The organism is Thalassoglobus sp. (assembly GCF_048270125.1).
In the GTDB taxonomy this organism is placed as follows: Bacteria; Planctomycetota; Planctomycetia; order Planctomycetales; family Planctomycetaceae; genus Thalassoglobus.
Genome location: NZ_JBLWTN010000002.1, coordinates 200,985 through 219,515, shown reverse-complemented (window position 1 = coordinate 219,515; position 18,531 = coordinate 200,985). Strand labels below are relative to the sequence as shown.

At 50.3% G+C, this 18,531-nt stretch carries 15 protein-coding genes; 3 read left to right on the top strand and 12 right to left on the bottom strand.

The window, feature by feature from the left end; genetic code table 11:
• Window positions 1–20: 20 nt before the first annotated feature.
• The 7 genes from ACN0YR_RS03200 to ACN0YR_RS03170 all read right to left on the bottom strand — a co-directional run bounded on the left by ACN0YR_RS03200 (window position 21) and on the right by ACN0YR_RS03170 (window position 9,937).
• Window positions 21–1,097 (bottom strand): cellulase family glycosylhydrolase, encoded by a 1,077-nt coding sequence (locus tag ACN0YR_RS03200; RefSeq protein ID WP_417847751.1) that lies wholly within the window; start codon window positions 1,095–1,097, stop codon window positions 21–23.
• 269 nt (window positions 1,098–1,366) lie between these two features.
• Window positions 1,367–2,686, bottom strand: coding sequence for a Fe-S cluster assembly protein SufD (gene sufD / locus ACN0YR_RS03195; RefSeq protein ID WP_417847750.1), 1,320 nt, complete (start codon window positions 2,684–2,686; stop codon window positions 1,367–1,369).
• Between the two features lie 149 nt (window positions 2,687–2,835).
• Window positions 2,836–3,723, bottom strand: a complete 888-nt coding sequence (gene dapA / locus ACN0YR_RS03190) for a 4-hydroxy-tetrahydrodipicolinate synthase (protein ID WP_417847749.1) — start codon at window positions 3,721–3,723, stop codon at window positions 2,836–2,838.
• Window positions 3,724–3,952: 229 nt separating this feature from the next.
• On the bottom strand, window positions 3,953–5,032 hold the full coding sequence (locus ACN0YR_RS03185; RefSeq protein ID WP_417847748.1) for a hypothetical protein: 1,080 nt from the start codon (window positions 5,030–5,032) through the stop codon (window positions 3,953–3,955).
• A 332-nt stretch (window positions 5,033–5,364) separates the two neighbouring features.
• Complete coding sequence (clpP, locus tag ACN0YR_RS03180; protein ID WP_417847747.1) at window positions 5,365–5,967, bottom strand: ATP-dependent Clp endopeptidase proteolytic subunit ClpP; 603 nt, start codon at window positions 5,965–5,967, stop codon at window positions 5,365–5,367.
• A 107-nt stretch (window positions 5,968–6,074) separates the two neighbouring features.
• Entirely contained in the window at window positions 6,075–6,725 is a 651-nt protein-coding gene (locus tag ACN0YR_RS03175) for a ClpP family protease (protein ID WP_417847746.1), read from the bottom strand.
• A gap of 497 nt (window positions 6,726–7,222) precedes the next feature.
• On the bottom strand, window positions 7,223–9,937 hold the full coding sequence (locus tag ACN0YR_RS03170) for an MGH1-like glycoside hydrolase domain-containing protein (protein WP_417847745.1): 2,715 nt from the start codon (window positions 9,935–9,937) through the stop codon (window positions 7,223–7,225).
• Window positions 9,938–10,298: 361 nt separating this feature from the next.
• Here ACN0YR_RS03170 and ACN0YR_RS03165 point away from each other — a divergent pair, with 361 nt between their 5' ends.
• On the top strand, window positions 10,299–12,161 hold the full coding sequence (locus ACN0YR_RS03165) for an ATP-binding protein (RefSeq protein WP_417847744.1): 1,863 nt from the start codon (window positions 10,299–10,301) through the stop codon (window positions 12,159–12,161).
• Window positions 12,162–12,256: 95 nt separating this feature from the next.
• Here ACN0YR_RS03165 and ACN0YR_RS03160 read toward each other — a convergent pair whose 3' ends face one another.
• From ACN0YR_RS03160 to ACN0YR_RS03145, 4 genes are all read right to left on the bottom strand, one after another.
• Window positions 12,257–13,240 carry a GGDEF domain-containing protein gene (locus ACN0YR_RS03160; RefSeq protein WP_417847743.1) on the bottom strand — a complete coding sequence of 328 codons (984 nt, stop codon included), beginning with the start codon at window positions 13,238–13,240 and terminating at the stop codon, window positions 12,257–12,259.
• Between the two features lie 511 nt (window positions 13,241–13,751).
• Window positions 13,752–14,000 carry a CDGSH iron-sulfur domain-containing protein gene (locus ACN0YR_RS03155; RefSeq protein ID WP_417847742.1) on the bottom strand — a complete coding sequence of 83 codons (249 nt, stop codon included), beginning with the start codon at window positions 13,998–14,000 and terminating at the stop codon, window positions 13,752–13,754.
• A gap of 311 nt (window positions 14,001–14,311) precedes the next feature.
• Entirely contained in the window at window positions 14,312–15,046 is a 735-nt protein-coding gene (locus tag ACN0YR_RS03150) for a hypothetical protein (RefSeq protein ID WP_417847741.1), read from the bottom strand.
• Between the two features lie 52 nt (window positions 15,047–15,098).
• Window positions 15,099–15,458, bottom strand: a complete 360-nt coding sequence (locus ACN0YR_RS03145; RefSeq protein WP_417847740.1) for a hypothetical protein — start codon at window positions 15,456–15,458, stop codon at window positions 15,099–15,101.
• A 289-nt stretch (window positions 15,459–15,747) separates the two neighbouring features.
• Here ACN0YR_RS03145 and ACN0YR_RS03140 point away from each other — a divergent pair, with 289 nt between their 5' ends.
• Together ACN0YR_RS03140 and ACN0YR_RS03135 are read left to right on the top strand one after the other, a co-directional pair.
• The gene (locus tag ACN0YR_RS03140; RefSeq protein ID WP_417847739.1) at window positions 15,748–16,104 is read left to right on the top strand and encodes an STAS domain-containing protein; all 357 of its coding nucleotides are present in this window, start codon (window positions 15,748–15,750) and stop codon (window positions 16,102–16,104) included.
• A gap of 53 nt (window positions 16,105–16,157) precedes the next feature.
• Window positions 16,158–16,580 carry an ATP-binding protein gene (locus tag ACN0YR_RS03135; RefSeq protein WP_417847738.1) on the top strand — a complete coding sequence of 141 codons (423 nt, stop codon included), beginning with the start codon at window positions 16,158–16,160 and terminating at the stop codon, window positions 16,578–16,580.
• A gap of 265 nt (window positions 16,581–16,845) precedes the next feature.
• On the opposite strand, the gene lpdA is transcribed toward ACN0YR_RS03135, so the two are convergent.
• The gene (gene lpdA / locus ACN0YR_RS03130; RefSeq protein ID WP_417847737.1) at window positions 16,846–18,231 is read right to left on the bottom strand and encodes a dihydrolipoyl dehydrogenase; all 1,386 of its coding nucleotides are present in this window, start codon (window positions 18,229–18,231) and stop codon (window positions 16,846–16,848) included.
• Between the last annotated feature and the right edge of the window lie 300 nt (window positions 18,232–18,531).

The window sequence follows — 18,531 nt, the reverse complement described above, 5'->3', positions numbered from 1 at the left end:
CAGCGACGCCCCTCTGGAGATCATTTCGGCGGGGCGTTCTCTTTGAACCAGGTGAGCCACTCTGCCATGATTGCTTCGAGGATGCCCTCTTTGGATTTGTATTCTTCTACGGTGACTCCCCAGTAGAAACTGATCCAGCCGTCGGCGATGTCACGTGAACGCTCGATGAATTCAACCGTCTGATCCTGGCCGGCGCTGAGTGGAAAGATCTCTTCAATCACGAGTGGCTTGCCGATTTCATACACTTTCAAAGCTGCAAGTGACTCATCGATTTGATCTTTCTTGGGGTAGAAATGAACGCTGACAAAATCGAGCGGTCCGCTGACTTCAGGTGAATAAAACAACGGCTTGGCGTTTTTGAATGAATGCGCCCAGGGAATCACCCCCAGAGTAATCAGGTGGCTTTTGTCGACCTCTCGAATTGCATCAGCCATTCTTTTGACCCAGGCAGCTGCGACCTCTTTACGCTCCCGTCCTGCCAAATCCAAAGTGATTCTCTGCACGAAAAATTTCCCACCGAGCTCACCAGCTAACCATTCTTTCTCGCCATCTTTCCCCGGAACAACCGGTTCGTTCATTAAGTCGTAGCAAAAGATCGCTGGACTCTCTTTGCAAATCGTGGCGACTTCTCTCCAGAAATTTGCCTGGACGCCCCAACGCTGCTGCTCGGAAAGTGAATCATACCAGTCCGGGATATCCGCTTTGTGGTAACATGCGAGCCCAGTGATATCGAGATAAAGCTCGTTGTCTTCGGCCAGCTTGATCAGTTCTGCCAGCTTCTTAAGGTTCTTCAAGTTGGGTTTCGTGGGGGTCTCCATGAATCGCCCCAGCTGTAAATGAATGCGTACCACGTTGGCGTTGAGGTCTCGAATTTCCTGGAAATCTTCAACAACGGTCTCCCATTCATCATGCCAGTAATCTTCAACTAAACGCCCCTGACCAACTGCGTCATGATCGTAGTTCACTCCCCAGATAACAAACGGTTTTTCACTCCCCTCCAGAATAAAGTGTGAGCCATCTTGACTGACAACGATGCGAGCTTGCGCTGGTTTGTTGTCCTGATCAGCTGGCTCTTGCGCAAAGGAAGTTGAAACCATCAGCCCTGCAGCAACGACAAAGAAACAACTGCAAAACGTTCTGACTTTCACCCCAGAGCAACGGGTTTGGTCAATGAAAGAACGTCGACCTGTAAGGCCAATCACAGAGGCCATTTTGAAAAACAGACTCAACATACGAGGCACATACATCATTGAGACAGGTCCAAGAAGAATTTCAAACTGGTTCGATACAACAAGTATGAATGTAAAAATAGCCCCCAGTCAATGACCGGGGGCTATTTGATTCTTCCAAGATCAACGAGGACTTACTATTCGCCAATTCCAAGTTTGATTTCCACGGCATGGCTGAGCGTTTCGCGAACGAGTTCGACCGGGATGCGGTCGTAGACTTCGGCGAAGAAGCCTTCAACGATCATGTGCATCGCTTCGTAGCGGGAAAGCCCGCGGCACATCGCGTAGAAGACCTGTTCCTCATCGACCTGTCCGGCTGTCGCTCCGTGAGTACAGCGGACATCGTCAGCTTCGATTTCGAGGCCGGGGATCGCATCGGCTCGTGCACCAGAGCTGAGCATGAGTGCATCATTGCGTTGATAACCATCGGTCTTTTGAGCAATCTCATCGACCTTGATCATCCCACGCCAAACACACCGAGACTTGTCGCGACAGACCTGCTTGTACAACAAGTCAGAATATGTGTCGGGCTGATGATGTGTCTGTTGTGTGTAGTACGACAAGAGTTGCTTGTCGGTGGCGAAGGTCACGCCGTTAACCTGAGCCTGTGCTCCGCGTCCATCGAGGTGAACATCTTGATGGATGTGCATCAATTTTGAGCCGAGGCCGGCCACCGTCCATTGAGCCATCGCATCGCGGCCAACGCGCCCTGACTGGTGAGCGATGTGATAAACTTTGCCATTCCAGTTTTGAAGTTGAACGTAACGAAGTCTGGCTTCGTTTCCAACGATCAACTCCACTGCCCCCATGTGAAGTCCGGCAGTCTCCTCAGCGGCAGAGGAGGTCTCTTCCAGAAGAGTTGCCGAGGCACCATCTTCGAGGATCACCAGTGTATGGCTGAGATCAGTTGCACCGTCTTCCAGCAAACCAATCAGACTGTAAAGTGGTGCTTCCACTTCGACGTTACGTGGAACGTACAAAACGGCTCCACCGGTCCAGAATGCAGAATGCCAGGCTGCGAAACGATCCGCATCAGGCGAGACAGCTTTCTTGAGGAAGTAGGGCTCAAGCAGTTCTCGATGTTCGACGAGCAACTCGGAAATATTTCCGAATAGAACTCCCTTGGCTTTGAGCTCATCACTCAACGAGGATGCGACACATTTCCCATCGACTTGAACGATCGATCCTCCGAACTCACCACGATCCTGCATGAGTGTTTCGAAGGTCGTTTCCTCTGCAGAAGCGTCGGAAATGTGGTATTTCTCTGGCCGAAACAGACGCAGGTCAAGGCGTCTGTATTCTTCTGGCTCGAGTGGTTCTTCAAGCTTCTGCTGGTAAAGAGCGAAAGCCTCCCGGCGAAACTGAAGGAGCCAATCGGGTTCGTTGCGAGTTGAGAGAAAATTCTCAAATCCCGCTTCATCAAAGGTAATCGGAGTGGATGATGCAGTAGCAGACATGGGTTCGTTCTCAATCAGGTGAAAGCTGTTGGACCGAAGAGGAATTGTCGAAAGCAATGTTTCTTCGTTAGAGCGTAAGACCGCTCGATGTATGGACCGAAAGCTTGCATTGCTGGGCACAAGGCCCAGCAATGCAAAACAAATTTCCGTTATAACAATCCGTACGTTTTCAAGGTTTGCGTCAGGTTCGCGGTATCCGCTTCGCTGAGGCGTGTCAGTGGGAGACGAACATCCCCGGTATCCTTTCCGAGCAGCTGCATAGCTGCCTTGAGTGGAATCGGGTTCGTCGCCAATCCCAGCATATCCCGGCAAAGCGGGAAGAGTTTGTGGTGCAACTTTTGTGCTTGCTCGATGTTGCCCTCTTTCCAGGCTGCAATCATTGCCAGGACATCTTTAGGTACGATGTTCCCAGCCACAGAGACGACTCCGCTGCCTCCGAGTGCCAGCAAAGGCAGCGTTAAACTGTCGTCCCCGGAGAGGACTGTCAGATTACTGCCATTGAGGATTTGCGAAGCCTGATCCATTGAGCCAGTGGACTCTTTGACAGCGACGATATTCTCTAATTCGCCCAGTCGACAGATCGTCTCCGGATCAATATTTTTGGCGGAACGACCAGGGATATTATAGACAACCTGCGGAATACCGACTTCTTCAGCAACTGCTTTGTAGTGTTCGTAGAAGCCTTCTTGCATCGGTTTGTTGTAATACGGTGCAACGAGGAGAGCCCCATCAGCCCCGACTTCCGCAGCTTTCCTGGAAAGGCGGATCGCTTCTGCAGTGCTGTTCGAGCCTGTACCCGCCATCACTTTGATTCGACCTGCAGCCTGTTCACAAACAAGAGCGATGACACGCTCGTGCTCATCGTGGCTGAGCGTCGGGCTTTCGCCAGTTGTGCCACATGGGCTTACAGCGTTTGTTCCAGCAGCGACTTGATCGTCAACCAATTTGCGCAACCCGGCTTCATCAACTTTTCCATCTCGAAAAGGAGTCACGAGGGCGACGGTCAAACCTGCAAACATTTCACCCTTACGGGCCATTGTACTTTCTCCAATTTTGGGCAACCCAAACAGACCGATTCTGGTCGTTCTGAACTTTCGACCTTGCAAGACTGACATTGCTCATGTGGTCAAGCCCGGAGGGTAACAGTGTTCTTGCGTTCAGCAATCCAAGGATTCTCTAAGGAATCGACTTGGATTGAACAGCTCTATCTTAGAGAGATCAAAGAACGTAAGAAAGCGTCAGTGAGTCGAGTTCGAAAATCCGCCATTATCTGAGAATAGGGATCGTCGATTCCTTCCAATTGTCGGAAGTCTGAATTCCACTCGGGAAAGGTCTGGCCAAGCTGCTCTCGACCTTTTCTGCTTCAATCTGTGCAGCCCCTTGGCTTGATGTTGGAGAAAGCGTTGCTTTGCCCGGTGCTTCCTCAGGCTCTTCTTCAAACAAATCGAGCACTGGAACAGGACGTTCAGGCTTTGAGGGGGCCGGGATCGGAGCTGTCACATTCGTTTTAGGAGCTTCTTCCTTGTTTGCTTCAGGTTTTGTGGCCTCAGCAGGCTTTGCGGCCTCTGCCGTGGGCGTTTCGGACTCGGTAGGGGCAGGCACTTTCACCTCAGCTGGCTTCGCATCACCCGACAAGTTGAGTAGTTTCGGAGCTACAGGAGCGATAGGGGCCATCGCAAGTTGTCGCGGTGGGTCAATTTTGACTGTATGACTGGCAGTCAGCTCTCTCCCATCAGCCGTTTCCATTTTGACGTGGAGCAGGACTTCGTTCCCCTGTGGAAGTTCGTTCCAGGGCAAATCGAACCGCAAACCCGAGGAGAGATATCCGCTGTGCCAGAGCTCACCAGCTTTTTCGGGTGTGTAATCCCACTTCCCGATCGTTCGTTTGTCCTCTGGGAGCGAGAGATCGATTGCTTCGAGTTGGAGCTTCCCGACGACTTTCACCAGATCCCCATCTTTGTCGTACGGCGAGACAATCGCGTGAAATCGCTCATCTCCTGGTGTCTCATCTTTATTTTGCCCGGCGGTCAACAAGGTGTTAAACTTGAGAACTTCGACAGAGGCGATCGCTTCTGTCGCTGCGACAGCGGGGGCTTTTTCACCAGAATCGGCGATCTGATTTCGCAAGATACGAGCTTCACGCTGGGCGATGTTCAATTGTGAACGGACGGAGACCAATTCCGCTTTACGCCGATCATCCATCACTTCGAACTCTCGCAAGCGGGCTTCAAGAAGCTCGACATTACTCGGTCCACGACAGCCATACAACACGCACAACATCCCCAGTGAAACCACAATGGATTTCAAAGAGACTCGCGGCGACATCCTTGTCAACGAGGTGTTCATGATCCAAATTCAGATTACGGTGAGTGATCCATTGCGTCAAAAACGCGGTGGTTGCTCAATTTCGCGATGCTCTCATTCCTCTGCACGCCGACATGCGTGCCAAATGATTCAAACCTTGCGGTGATGAAATCTCTTCATCAACTCTGTTCACATCCCGCATCTTGGGATGCGATTCGATAGCACAACCTAGACAGGGGCTTCATGTCCCCTGCTCGGCTGCTACAAAATTGACTTCCATACCTGTTTGCCGTTTCCGCGATGAGTGCGTTCAGGTGATGAATCGCCCACTTTCACGGGGCTAATCTCAACAGGTCGATCTCTTCTTCGATGCTTTACTCTGGGCTACCAAGTGGGAGTTTGTCCAAAACTTTATCAACCAGTCCGTACTGCATGGCTGTTTCCGCATCCATGAAGTTGTCCCGGTCGGTGTCTTGTTCGATTTTCTCAAGTGTTTGACCGGTGTGCTTCAGCAGGATCTCGTTCAGCTTCCGTTTCATCTTGATGACTTCTTTGGCATGAATTTCAAGATCGGTCGCTGTCCCTTCCATGCCAGCCAAAGGTTGGTGAATCATGATGCGGGCGTTCGGAAGAGCGAATCGCTTCTCCGGAGCTCCAGCCGTCAGGAGCAAAGCTCCCATACTGGCGGCCTGTCCCATGCAGTAGGTTGCCACGTCGCAATTGATGTACTGCATCGTGTCATAAATCGCCATCCCGGCAGTGACAGAACCACCGGGGGAGTTGATGTACATGTGGATGTCTGAATTCGGATCTTCAAACTGAAGATAGAGCATCTGAGCGACCAACAGGTTGGCAACGTGGTCGTTCACCTGGGTTCCCAGGAAGATGATGCGGTCTTTGAGCAACCGGCTGTAAATGTCCATCGCCCGTTCATCACGACCGGACTTTTCAATGACAATGGGAACTAAACTCGACATGGGAATCTCTTTCTGTTTTCAGCGACCTGATTCAAAAGCATGGCAGGCGTTCGCTGATCTGTTGTCTCTGGAAGGTCGAACGACAAAACTAGACTGGCTGAGTTCGCTTAACTCGATTTCTCGTCAGCACTCTTACTTTCGTCCTTCTTGCCCTTGTCTTTCTTGCTCACGATTTCGTCAACGAGGCCATACTCTTTGGCTGCGGTCGGGGACATATAAAAGTCCCGCTCTGTATCTTTGGCGACAACATCAATTGGCTGGCCGGTATGCTCGGAGAGGATCTCATTAAGAACGGAGCGAGTTTCGAGGATTTCTTTCGCCTGAATTTCAATATCCGAAACCTGACCACCAACTTGCCCATACGGCTGATGAATCATCATCTTGGCATGCGGCAAAATGAATCGTTTTCCAGCAGCTCCCCCTGCAACCAGAATCGCTCCACCACTGGCAGCGAGTCCGACACAGTATGTGGCGACTTTGCAGTCAAGAAACTGCATAGTGTCGTAAATCGCCAGCGTTGCCGTGACCGAACCACCGGGTGAGTTGACATACAGGTGGATATCCTGATGTCGGTTCTCTGACTGAAGATAGAGTAATTTCATGACGATCATATTGGCGTTGCCGTCATGAATGGGACCATCGAGAAAGATGATCCGATTCTCTAAAAGCAAATCACCGACAGTCATTTGCCGTGTTCTTTGATAGTCGCTGTTTTGAGGCTGTACCGGTGAAGGCCGCTCGATATTCAAGTCAAACATACTCAATCTCAATTCCTGCTGAGTGCCTGCTGAGGCTCGATTTTGAATTCTCTGTGTGTTGTCTCTTCGTTCATAAAGAACGAAACTCTAACAATATTATGGAAATTGCGACTGTCGTAGCCGCGCTTCTTTTCATCGCTGTTTTACAAATTCACTCTGAGAGAATTGTCGATCAATAACTGCTGATGGATTTTGAATTCTCGAACTGCACAAAGAATTCCGGAACCAAAGTTCTCTCTCTCGGATTGTTCGTGTTTCTGCCGGATGCGTCAATGGCGATCGTGGTCTCTCCTCCAGACAAAAAACGATTGAAGGAGACTTCGAGCGACCGAAATGTCTCTCTGTTCCCGATTCTCGCACTGTCGCATGATGCCTGTTGAAAAATCAGTCTCCCTGAATAGTAGATTATACACTCACTGGTCAAGCAGAGTTGACACATTCTCCAAGCTTGATCTTTCGAGAATCGTCCCCAAAACTGACTGGTTTACCTGAGTCCTCTAACCTTCGATGTCGGGCTGTCCAGAGCGATTCCGAGCGATATGCTCCAAAATTGGCGCAACCAAGGCTGTCCATCCAGTCTGATGATTCGCTCCAAGACCGCGTCCGGTATCTCCGTGGAAATACTCGTAAAACAAGACGAGATCTTTCCAATGCTCATCTTTGGCAAAGCGGTTACCTCGAGCGTAACTGGGACGGGTCCCTTTTTCATCTGGGAGAAACAGGCGGACGAGACGACGACGAATTTCGTCTGCGACTTCCTGCATCGTCATCATATTTCCAGACCCGGTCGGACATTCGACTTTGAAAGATTCTCCGTAAAACTGGTGATACCGTTCGAGTGCTTCGATGAGAAGATGGTTCATCGGGAACCAGATCGGCCCGCGCCAGTTTGAATTTCCTCCAAACATGTAGGAATCGGATTCTCCAGGCACGTAACTGACGCAGGTCTCTGCCCCTCCTGTATCGAAGCAGAAAGGGTTCTTCTCGTGATATTTCGAGAGCGAGCGAATTCCGTAATCGGAGAGAAATTCTTCTTCATCCAAAAGATATTTCAGAATGCGCTCCAGCCGTTCCTTCGTCGGCAGTCCCAACAACCATGCCCCATTCCCTTTATTGGCATCTTCCTTGCCATGCTCAAGGAAGGTCATGAATCCATCCAAATCCTTTCGGTGCTTCAGCATCCAGTTCATTCGTCGCTGAAACTCCGGAAGTCGATGAATTACCCGTTCGAATAAAACATCAACTGTAAAGAGGGGAATGATTCCCACGATCGAACGAATTTTCAGAGGAATGCTACGGCCCTGTGTATGAAGATGGTCGTAATAGAACCCATCAGTTTCATCCCACAATCCCGTTCCATCCAGCGAATTCATGGCTTCTGCAATTGCGATATAGTGCGAGAAGAATTTATAGGCGATTTGCGAGTACGCGGGATTTCCGTCTGCAAGTTCAAAGGCCATGGACATCATGCTGGAACAGTAGAACGCCATCCAGGCGGTTCCGTCTGCCTGCTCGAGGTGATTCCCAATCGCCATCGGCTTCGAGCGATCAAAGACCCCAATGTTATCCAGCCCGAGAAAGCCTCCCGTGAAGATGTGCCTCCCGCGAACATCCTTTCGATTCACCCACCAGGTGAAGTTCAAAAGAAGTTTCTGAAAGACTTTCGAGAGAAACGCGCGGTCGCGTTGCCCAGGTGGCCCGGTCCTTTGATAGACCCGCCAACAGGCCCAGGCATGTACTGGTGGATTGACGTCACTAAAGTTCCATTCGTAGGCTGGCATTTGACCGTTGGGGTGCATGTACCAGTCACGAAGCAACATCGACAACTGATCCTTTGCGTAGTCGATATCCAGATTTGCAAACGGAATCATGTGAAAGGCAGAGTCCCAGGCGGCGTACCATGGGTATTCCCATTTGTCCGGCATGGAGATGACATCACGATTGAACAGATGTCCCCAATCCTCATTGCGAACCAATTGAGTTCCAGGGTAATTCGGACGATTGGGATTTCCTTTCAGCCAATCTTTCACCGAATAGCAATAGAACTGCTTGGTCCAAAGTAACCCTGCGCTCGCCTGCCGATGAACCTGATTTTCATCCTCCGTCAACCCCGGGCTGACTTTCAGATTGTGAAAGGCGTCCGCTTCTTCTTTTCTTCTTTCGAATGTTCTTCCAAACTCTTCGCCAAACGGAGTCGGTGATGATCGCGACTCCTGAGTCATGCGTAGTTGCACGACGACTTCGCTCATCGCAGGGACATCCAGCACATATCTCGCTGCCGCTTTTGTCCCATACTTGTGCGGATTCACCGCGCTCTCATCATTTTGAATCGTGTAGAGATGAAAGGCATCCTTGCAGCCTCCACGTGTGACAGGCAGCTTTTGCAATCGGGACGGGTTTGTTTCATTCTCGGTGAACAACCACTTCGGCTTGGAACCATCGGGAGCCAAATCAGCGAACAGGTGGAACCGTCCGAGCGTTTCATGTTCTGCAAGGACTCGATCGTTGCCGATGGCACTCAATCGAGGTTTTGCCAGGTCGGCTTCGTAGATATTTGGATCGACCCAAGTGTTGCGAAAACAGAATTGAGGAAGGAGATGCAATCGCGACATTGCCTCTCCACGATTGGCAACCGTGATCCGAATACAAATGTCTTCTGGAGATGCCTTCGCATATTCAACGAAGATATCAAAGTATTCATTTTCGTCGAAGATCCCGGTATCGGTGAGTTCATACTCCAAATCATGATGAGTACGGTTTCTGTTCGTCTCGACAAGGTCGGTATAGGGAAACTCCTGCTGAGGATATTTATAGAGCCCTTTGGCGTAGGAATGTGTCGGCGTCCCGTCCAGATAGTAATAGCACTCCTTGACGTCTTCGCCATGATTCCCTTCAGGACCACTTAAGCCGAACAACCGCTCTTTCAGAATCGGATCTTTCTCATTCCACATCGCAATGGAGAAGTTCAGCCGTCCTTTTCGATCGCACCAACCGAGAATGCCATCTTCTCCCCAGCGATACGCTTTCCAGGTGGCATCATCATGAGTGAAATACGTCCACGGTTCACCATTATCGGAGTAGTCCTCGCGCACAGTCCCCCATTGCCGCTCCGCCAAGTATGTTCCCCAGCGTTTCCAGTTCCCTTCCTTATCTCCGCGCGTTTCTTGAGCCAAGCGTTTAATCTCGGCGCCTGTCACAGAAAAATCCGCCATAAAATCCCTTTACCTGCGCTATTCGATGCTTACGTACTGTCGATCCGTGATGCCAATCAATGTTTCATTCTGCACGAAAACTGCTCCACGACACGAACCACAGTAAAAATCTGTTGTTCCCTTGCAGCGTGATATCTGGCACACTCGAATGAGGCAAGATCGCTAGCGATGAGGAAATTGTTCTGTTGCGGGTTCATCGCTAAACTCGCACCACTCAAAGTCCGCCAATTGTCTGTGCGACCTATTTGAACAACATTGGTCTCTTTCCAAAACAGGAAAGAGCCCCTGACTAACGACGCATCCACTAATGTGCATGCTTCCACCCTCGTGATCTTTTCCTGTACCGGATTTAAATACAACTATGTCTGAGTGGCAACGCAATATCCCCTTCCAAGTCGATATCGCTGGAATCATCGACATCATGGGGGCCTCCCTTTACAGCCGACACGATACTCCAATTCGTGAACTGCTTCAAAACTCTCATGACGCCATCATGCGCAGACGGCGCCGTGATCTCGAATTCCAGGGGCGAATTGATGTGGTTCAGAATGCCCAGGCGGGCATCCTGACATTCACCGATGACGGTATCGGGCTGACCCCGGAAGAAGCGGAAAACTATCTGGGGACACTCGGATTAGGAATCACCGGTTTGATCAAACGTGGCGAAGCGATGCCGCACCTCTCACAAGGTGGAGATCAGGGAGATCTGATCGGGCAATTCGGAGTTGGACTCTTCAGCGCCTTCATGCTCGCAGATCGGCTGATCGTCGAAAGCCGAAACGAAGCTGCAGACGAAGCGGTCCGCTGGGAAGCAGGACCGGGAACAGAAATCGAACTCTCCGTCAGCGACAAGCCGACCCCGGGCACAACCGTCACCCTGGTCCTCAAACCGGAGTACAAATTTCTTGCAGAGAACGAAGAGACCATCGAATCTGCGATCAAAGAGCATGCCGACTTCTTACCAATTCCGATTCATCTCAATGGCTCACAAACACGAGTGAACGTCATTCACGCAGCCTGGTTTGAACCATCGCAAGATGTGGAAACAACCGAACTTGCACTGCAAGCGTACTTCGACGAGGCACCACTCGACGTCATTCCGATCCGCGTGGAAGCCCCCATCCCCATTGCCGGAGCACTGTACGTAAGCCCGCAACGTATCCCGGGATTCAGTGATTCTGCGTCCGTGATGGTCACCGTTCGGCGCATGGTGATCTCCCGACAAATCAAAGAGTTGCTCCCGCCATGGGCAACATTTCTTCGTGGATGCCTTGAACTTCATGGATGTTCCCCGACAGCCAGTCGAGAGGATCTTGTCCGCAATAAAGCTTTTTCGATTGTCACGGAAACACTTGAAGACATCCTCTTTCGACACTTCGAAGAGCTCTGCGATAACGATCCTCAGCGGATGGAATCAATCGTCAATTGGCATCGTTACTCGATGGCTGGGGCGGCACTTGAAAGCCGTCGTCTGAGAGAAATTTTAAAAACATCGTACCGTTTCCCAACGTCGCATGGTCCGCTCACCATCAACGAGATCCTCAACCTTTCTGATGCAGACCCACTTTACGAAGAAGAAGCAGATCGGGTTGTCTGGTACAACACTGACCGCCGTCAGGAACAATGGGTCAACACACTTTTCTCCGGCCACTCCGCTCCTTGTGTGCACACGTTCCGCAGCTTCGAAGAGTCTTTGCTGGCTTACAGCCTGGCGGATGACTTTGAATCCGGGCTTGTCAGCGATCTACGAATCGCCAGCCCGAGCGCACCGAATTTTGCATCAGCGATCCTGGGAGTTCGAGAACTTGAAGACGCTCCTGCAGAATGGATGGAGTTCCTTTCAAATGTCGATGCAAAAATTCTGATCGGCTCCTTCCGAGAGGATCAACCAGTCATGGCGTTTCTGAATGAAAGATATGAACTCGCGAAGTCGTTTGACGAATTAAAGCAGAGAGGCGACATTCCGACAGGCTTTCAACGACTCATTGACACCCACCTCAAAGATGCCCCGAGTGGACAGAACGAAGTGATCCTGAATCGAAATCACCCGATGATCTCGAGAACTCTTTCGAAATCACCGGGAACTCCATTATCGAGCGTCACCCGACTGATCGTTGTAAACGCTCTGAATTCCGCTGGAGCAACAACTCCCAAGCCAGCCAGCCGCCAACAACAAGAGGATCTGGAATGGATCGCAGAATGCCTCTGGGGAAGAGAAGACTGACCTGACGCGTCACGAGAAAGCACACCGTACCGCTACACCGTATCGCTGACCTTCGTGAATGTCTTTGTCGCGATCGATTCCAAACAATTCACAACTCAGACCATTGACTGGATGAGTGAGTCCACATGAACAGGCGTGCTGTCTCCACTGGAAAGATCAGAGAGGAATGCACATCCGCGACCATGATCCTTTGCACGATACAAGCAGGCGTCTGCGATGCAGATCAATTCGTCAATCGATTCTGCCTGGTGCTGCGAACGAAACGTGACGGCTCCAACAGAAAGTGATAACTCTGGAAGGTCCGGGTAACCCTCTAAGCTCAAGTTCCGAATTCCACTTTGGATGCGTCCTACGGGAATTGCCAGCTGAGATGCAGTACACCCTGTCAGAACCGCAGCAAATTCATCTCCCCCATATCGAACGAGCAAATCGTATGAACGGAGTTTATGCTGTAATGTTTTCCCAACAGCTTCCAGAACGACATCTCCGACTGCATGGCCAAACTGGTCATTGACAGACTTAAAGTAATCGAGGTCGATCAGGATGACACAAATGGAACTGGGAACGCGCTCTAACCGCTGCCACTCTTCGGCAAGTCGTCGCTCGAACACCATCCGATTGGCGAGCCCTGTTACGGGGTCGACAAGTGCGTGTTGTAAAATCTGCTTGACCGAACTCCAGCGAAGATACAGTTCATCTTCCAAGAAGATGGCAGCCAGATCATCATCTCCCGTGGAGATGGTGGTTCCAAAAAATTCATTGGGCAGATTCGAACTGTCTGACTGCTGCTGACGAGGGTCTGGGGAATAAGAATCCAACCGGGCACTAATTGTCGACTCGAGTGGCATTTCATACCACCGGCGGCGCTCCACCGGATCAGGTGAGGCGACCTTCTTTAAAAGCTCTTCCGTTTCGACAACTCCAAGAATCGCCCCTACCCCGTCGACAACAATCAAATAACGATGCTCGTCTAAATCAACAGTGGTCAGCACATCTCCAACGAGTTGTGTGTGCAAAAACTGACGTGACTTTTCCTTAGTCCCGCCCTCATGCGTCAATCTAAATTCACGTTCCAACATAGCTTTCGCATCCAATCAATGTCTTTTTGAGATTACGTTTGCCCAAGATTCACTGACGCATATTTTCAATAATTTTTTCAATGAAGCTCAGACAATCGCGTCTCTGGCGAGCCCTGTCTCTCCGACGACGCATGAGTCTCTCTCAAGCAGAGGCCATGAAGCGCTAAACCCGCTATTGCATAAAAACTGTAAGACAAGAACGAACGGAGAGCGTAAAGAAAAACAGGAATTCTTCGAGTTCTGCTGAAGAATTTCAAAATGGTGAACACCGGCAACACGGCCCATATCAACACTTCAAATGATGCTGAATCACACCAACGCCAGTTCAAGAATCGCCTGCCTGATTCGGCAGGACGATTCGTAAAATCTGGGTGGTCCGAAGGGGCTCAGGGCGTTGCAAAAAAACAACACCACTCCCAATTCGAACTAACCGCGAGAAAGCAACCTCCATACCTGGAACGGCGCACAGAGATACGTCACTCAGCGATACGTCACTCAGGGATACCGTGCGCTACGACTCCAGGCAATTGTGTTGCCCATCGCAACGAGGTGCTGACTGAGTTTGTTTACACTGGCACAGCTTGACTTCTCCGTCTGCCTCAGCTGTAAACACAATGGGATTAAACCCTGTCCCTTTGTGAGCACCGTTACAAAACGGTTGATTCTCTGACAGGCCACAGGTGCAGTAGGCATATTTTTTGCCAGCCTCAAGCATGACTTTCGCAGGTTGACGACCAGCAATTTTTGGGAGTTCAGACATTTTGAATCGTTTCGATGAAATTAATGAAAGAGAAATGCCAAAGCATTTTTGAAATAAGCTGACACGTTTTGTCACATGGAATCGAGCGATCAACAACAGAGAAGCACTCTGCTCAGCCACAGATTCACAGCTGCAGATCCACAGTGACAGACACACACAAATATTATTAGAGCAAACCCAATGTTTGCCGTACCCACGAAGGTCATCTCCATGACTTCACAGGCTGCTCGCCAAGAGGCAGAACAAAAAGACCGTACTGGATTTGCTCTAACAAGAATGCTTAACGACCGCTGTGCCGTCAAACGACTCTGTTACTGAAAGACTTCGTGACAGGCATCACATGAATTGTTCGCTGCATCAAACCATTTTCGCCCTTCGGTTTTATCCTTGGCACGAATCGCTTCTGCCAGCTTGGTCGAAGCGTGAATAAAATCATCCGCATGCTTATGCCACTTCGGGAGATCCGCTTCGTTTTTCACTTCGTGTGTATCAGCTTTCATTGCCAACCCGAGAATTGCCCAGGTAGTCGCGTGGACCGGTTCACCTTCTTTTCCGCGAGGTCGTCGCAGCACCTTCAGGATCGCACCGTTTCGAGAATTGACCTCTTCCATCATCGGGTGCATGTTGATGAGCTTATTCCAAGGGTGCAGTTTAGCTGCCTCTCCGGTCGCCTTACCTGCTTGAGCCAGCTTCACCTTTTCAAAAGCAGCTTTCGCATCGTCCAAGCTGCTGTCTTTTTTGAACATCAACGCTGCGTCTCGCAAAGCAGCCCCCTGAATCGTCGATTCACTCGCATCTTGATGTTCAGCCAATGCTTGCCCGAGACAGGCCAATAGCCCAAACGATTGACGAATCTGCTTCGGACGATTCTCTTCGTAACCGTCCGAATCCTCCAGTGACTTTGACAACACCTCGACCTGTGTCTTGACTTCAAAAACGATGTCGTCGAGTGGAGCGACAGTTTCCACAGCAACTGGAGCCTGAGCCAAGGCAAGTTGGCCGACACAACACCAGACAACGACAGATAAGGCTTGAAACTTAATCATGATCACGCTTTCAGAAATCCAAACAGGCAACGAAACAAAAGGATGAGTCAGTTCAAAACTGACGGACAAACCCGATCGTTACAATTGAAACAACGAACAAAAAGGCGGTCCCGTTGACCACCACTGAAACGACACTGACCCCACGTTGATCTCGGGATTTTACCAAATCAACCAGACCAGCAACCAGCCCCAGCAATGCCATTATCGATCCGCCAAACAGGACTGCTCCCAAAAAAGGCATCAGCATTGACTGATCCCCCAAGTCGGGACCTGCATAGTTGACGACCAGACCAGTGATGACAAAGAGGAGAAGACTCGAAATTGTGAGCATCATCGAGGAAAATGCGATCAATCGCGGTAGCGGCCAGTTCTTGGGCTCGCCACTCCTGTTACCTGGAGTCATTGAATTCATAAGTCCTGCTCCTGCCGAGAATAGGCCATAAGACCTGCACCTCTGACCTCGCATCAATAAAAACCGGGATGTCTGGTGTCTCGATTCGCTTGACAACGCCGAGGGTAGCCATGATGATCAAATCCACGTCAATTGGAAAGTGATGCACGATTCCGCATCGTTTGTGAATACTCCTATTTCTTCGTCCTGTTTCCTGAATGAGTTTTAGAGAGCAAGATTGTTCCCTAAAAAATCGTTTCCGGATCAACATCTGCCGGATGAAACAGGACAAAACTGCAGGAAGTAGATTATGTCCGCAGGACAACGTCGTCTCGATATCGAGCAAATTGGTGATGTGACCGTCGCGAAGTTCGTCGACAAGAAGATCCTTGACGAGAACAATATCCAAATGATTGGAAATCAATTATTTGGACTCGTTGAAGAAGATGACCGGAAGAAAATTGTGCTCGACTTCACAGCCGTCGAGTATCTCTCCAGTGCGGCACTTGGCAAGCTGATTACGATGGATAAAAAAGTTAAGGCCGCAGGCGGCAAGCTTCGCTTGTGCTCCATCCGCCCCGACATTTACGAAGTGTTCGCAATCACCCGATTGAACAAACTCTTTGATATTCACGACGATCAGGAATCCGCGCTCGCAGGTTTTTAAACGCGGTACGGTTATTCTATTCTCGCATTCACTTCACAGCAGGCCATCCCTTCATGGCTGATGCCTTTGAATTTGAAGTCACAATTCCGAGTGATACCTCCCAGGGTCATGAGGTGCAGGAACGGATTCTCACTCAGTTAGAGCAGGTTGGCTTTACTGACAGGGACCTGTTCGGGGTGAAGCTTGCGCTCGAAGAAGGGATCGTCAATGCCATTAAACACGGAAATGGCATGGATCCCAACAAGAATGTCTTCGTGAAATGTGAATACGACGGAGAGTTGGTCCGTGTCATCATCGAGGACGAAGGTCCGGGATTCGATATCAACGATGTTCCCGACCCGACAGACGACGACAATCTCGAAAAGCCGAGTGGCCGTGGCCTGATGCTCATGAAAGCATTCATGACGAACATCGAGTACAACGATTCTGGAAACCGGGTCACACTCGAAAAAAAACGAACGGTTGAAAGCGAATAATCGTCCGCTTCAAACAGTTCCAGAACTCGCCCCACCCTTCTTAACTCGTGGCGCACAGCAAGTTTGCCGGTGAACACACTCTACACGACCACTCGGTAGAGCAAACCCCATTAAGCAAATCCAATACTGGTCATTTCGTTCGACCTCGTAACGAGCAGTCCATGAAGCCATGAAAGTGAACTTCACGGGCACGACCTGAATTGAAAATGCTTTAACAGAACTTAAAGATCAAAACGGGATTTGCTCTCAACAAAACCTCATTGCCTTAGATGTGGATCGTTCGTTTATCGACCGCCAAGGCAGCTTCTTTGATCGTTTCACTGAGCGTTGGGTGTGCATGGCAGGTTCGTGCGATGTCTTCGCTACTTGCTCCAAACTCAATGGCCGCCACACATTCTGCGATCAACTCACCGGCATTCGCACCGATAATGTGAACCCCTAAAACGCGGTCCGTCTTTGCATCTGCCAGAATTTTTACTTTCCCTTCAAGGTGTCCACTCGCACGCGCACGACCGTTCGCCATGAACGGGAAGGCCCCCTTGCGGTATTCGATTCCGGACTCTTTGAGTTCGTCTTCAGTTTTTCCGACCGATGCAATTTCCGGATCTGTATAAACGACCGAGGGAATTGCATTGTAGTTGACATGCCCATATGAAGAGAAAAGCTGCTCAACGCAGGCAATCCCTTCTTCCTCAGCCTTGTGAGCCAGCATCGCACCACCGATCAAATCACCGACAGCATAAACCCCGGGCACACTTGTCTGATACTGCGAGTTCACTTTCACAAAACCTCGCTGATCAACTTCAACGCCGGCCTCTTCCAACCCAAGACTGCCTGTATTTGGTCGCCGTCCGACAGCCATCAGCACTTTCTCACACCGCAGCGGTTCCTGCCCATCAATCAGAACGTCAACAGTTTTGCGATTAATCTTCACACCGGTGACTTTTGCCCCCAACTGAAATTCGAGCCCCTGCTGCTTGAATAGCTTCAAGGCTTCTTTGGCAATCTCAGAATCCAGACCGGGGAGAATTCGATCCATGTACTCAAGAACAGTGACCTGTGAACCGAGTCGCCGCCAAACAGTCCCCAGTTCCAGCCCAATGACTCCTCCACCAATGACGACCAGCTGCTTCGGAATCTCGTCGTACTTCAAGGCTTCCGTGCTGCTACCGACGTATTCGCCATCGATGCTCATCCCGGGTAGTGAAGCGGGAACACTCCCAGTCGCCAGCAAAATCTGATCAGCTTCAACCTGCACTTCCTCGCCACGCGAAGAGATCGTCACCTGCCCCTTGCCCGACAATTTCCCATGCCCGACAAGCCGTTCGATCTTGTTCTTTTTCATCAACCCGTCGATACCACCCGCCAGCGTGTCGACGACACCGGACTTGTGCTTCATCATCGCCGCCAAATCCAATTGCACCTTGGAAAAGGTAACGCCACGCTCTTTCATGCCGACCTGGGCATTTTCATATAAGTGAGACGACTCCAGAAGCGCCTTACTCGGGATACATCCCACTCTCAAACAGGTTCCGCCGAGTTGCTTCTCCTTCTCAACAATTGCCACCTTCTTTCCAAGCTGAGCTGCTCGAATCGCAGCCACATATCCGCCAGGTCCAGCACCAATGACAACAAGATCAAATTTCGCCATGACAGTCACAATAAGTTCAAAAAATCGCTAAGAGAAAAAGCTGTTCAATCCGAGCACGCCTGCCTCCTTGATAAGGTTTTTTGGAATACTTCGCCAGAAACCCACACAGAGAATTCAATACGAATCTGAAATTGAGCCCCAGCGTGGCGAGATTACCGAAACCAAGAGCCGCTTCGAAGATTCCGGAGATCCGTCCTACAAGACGAGCCATGCGCCAACTTGCCTACCTAAACTGCCGAAACGTCATCAAAACGATCCCAAAACACGTCCTTGAAATCATTACGACAACACTCTTCCCGC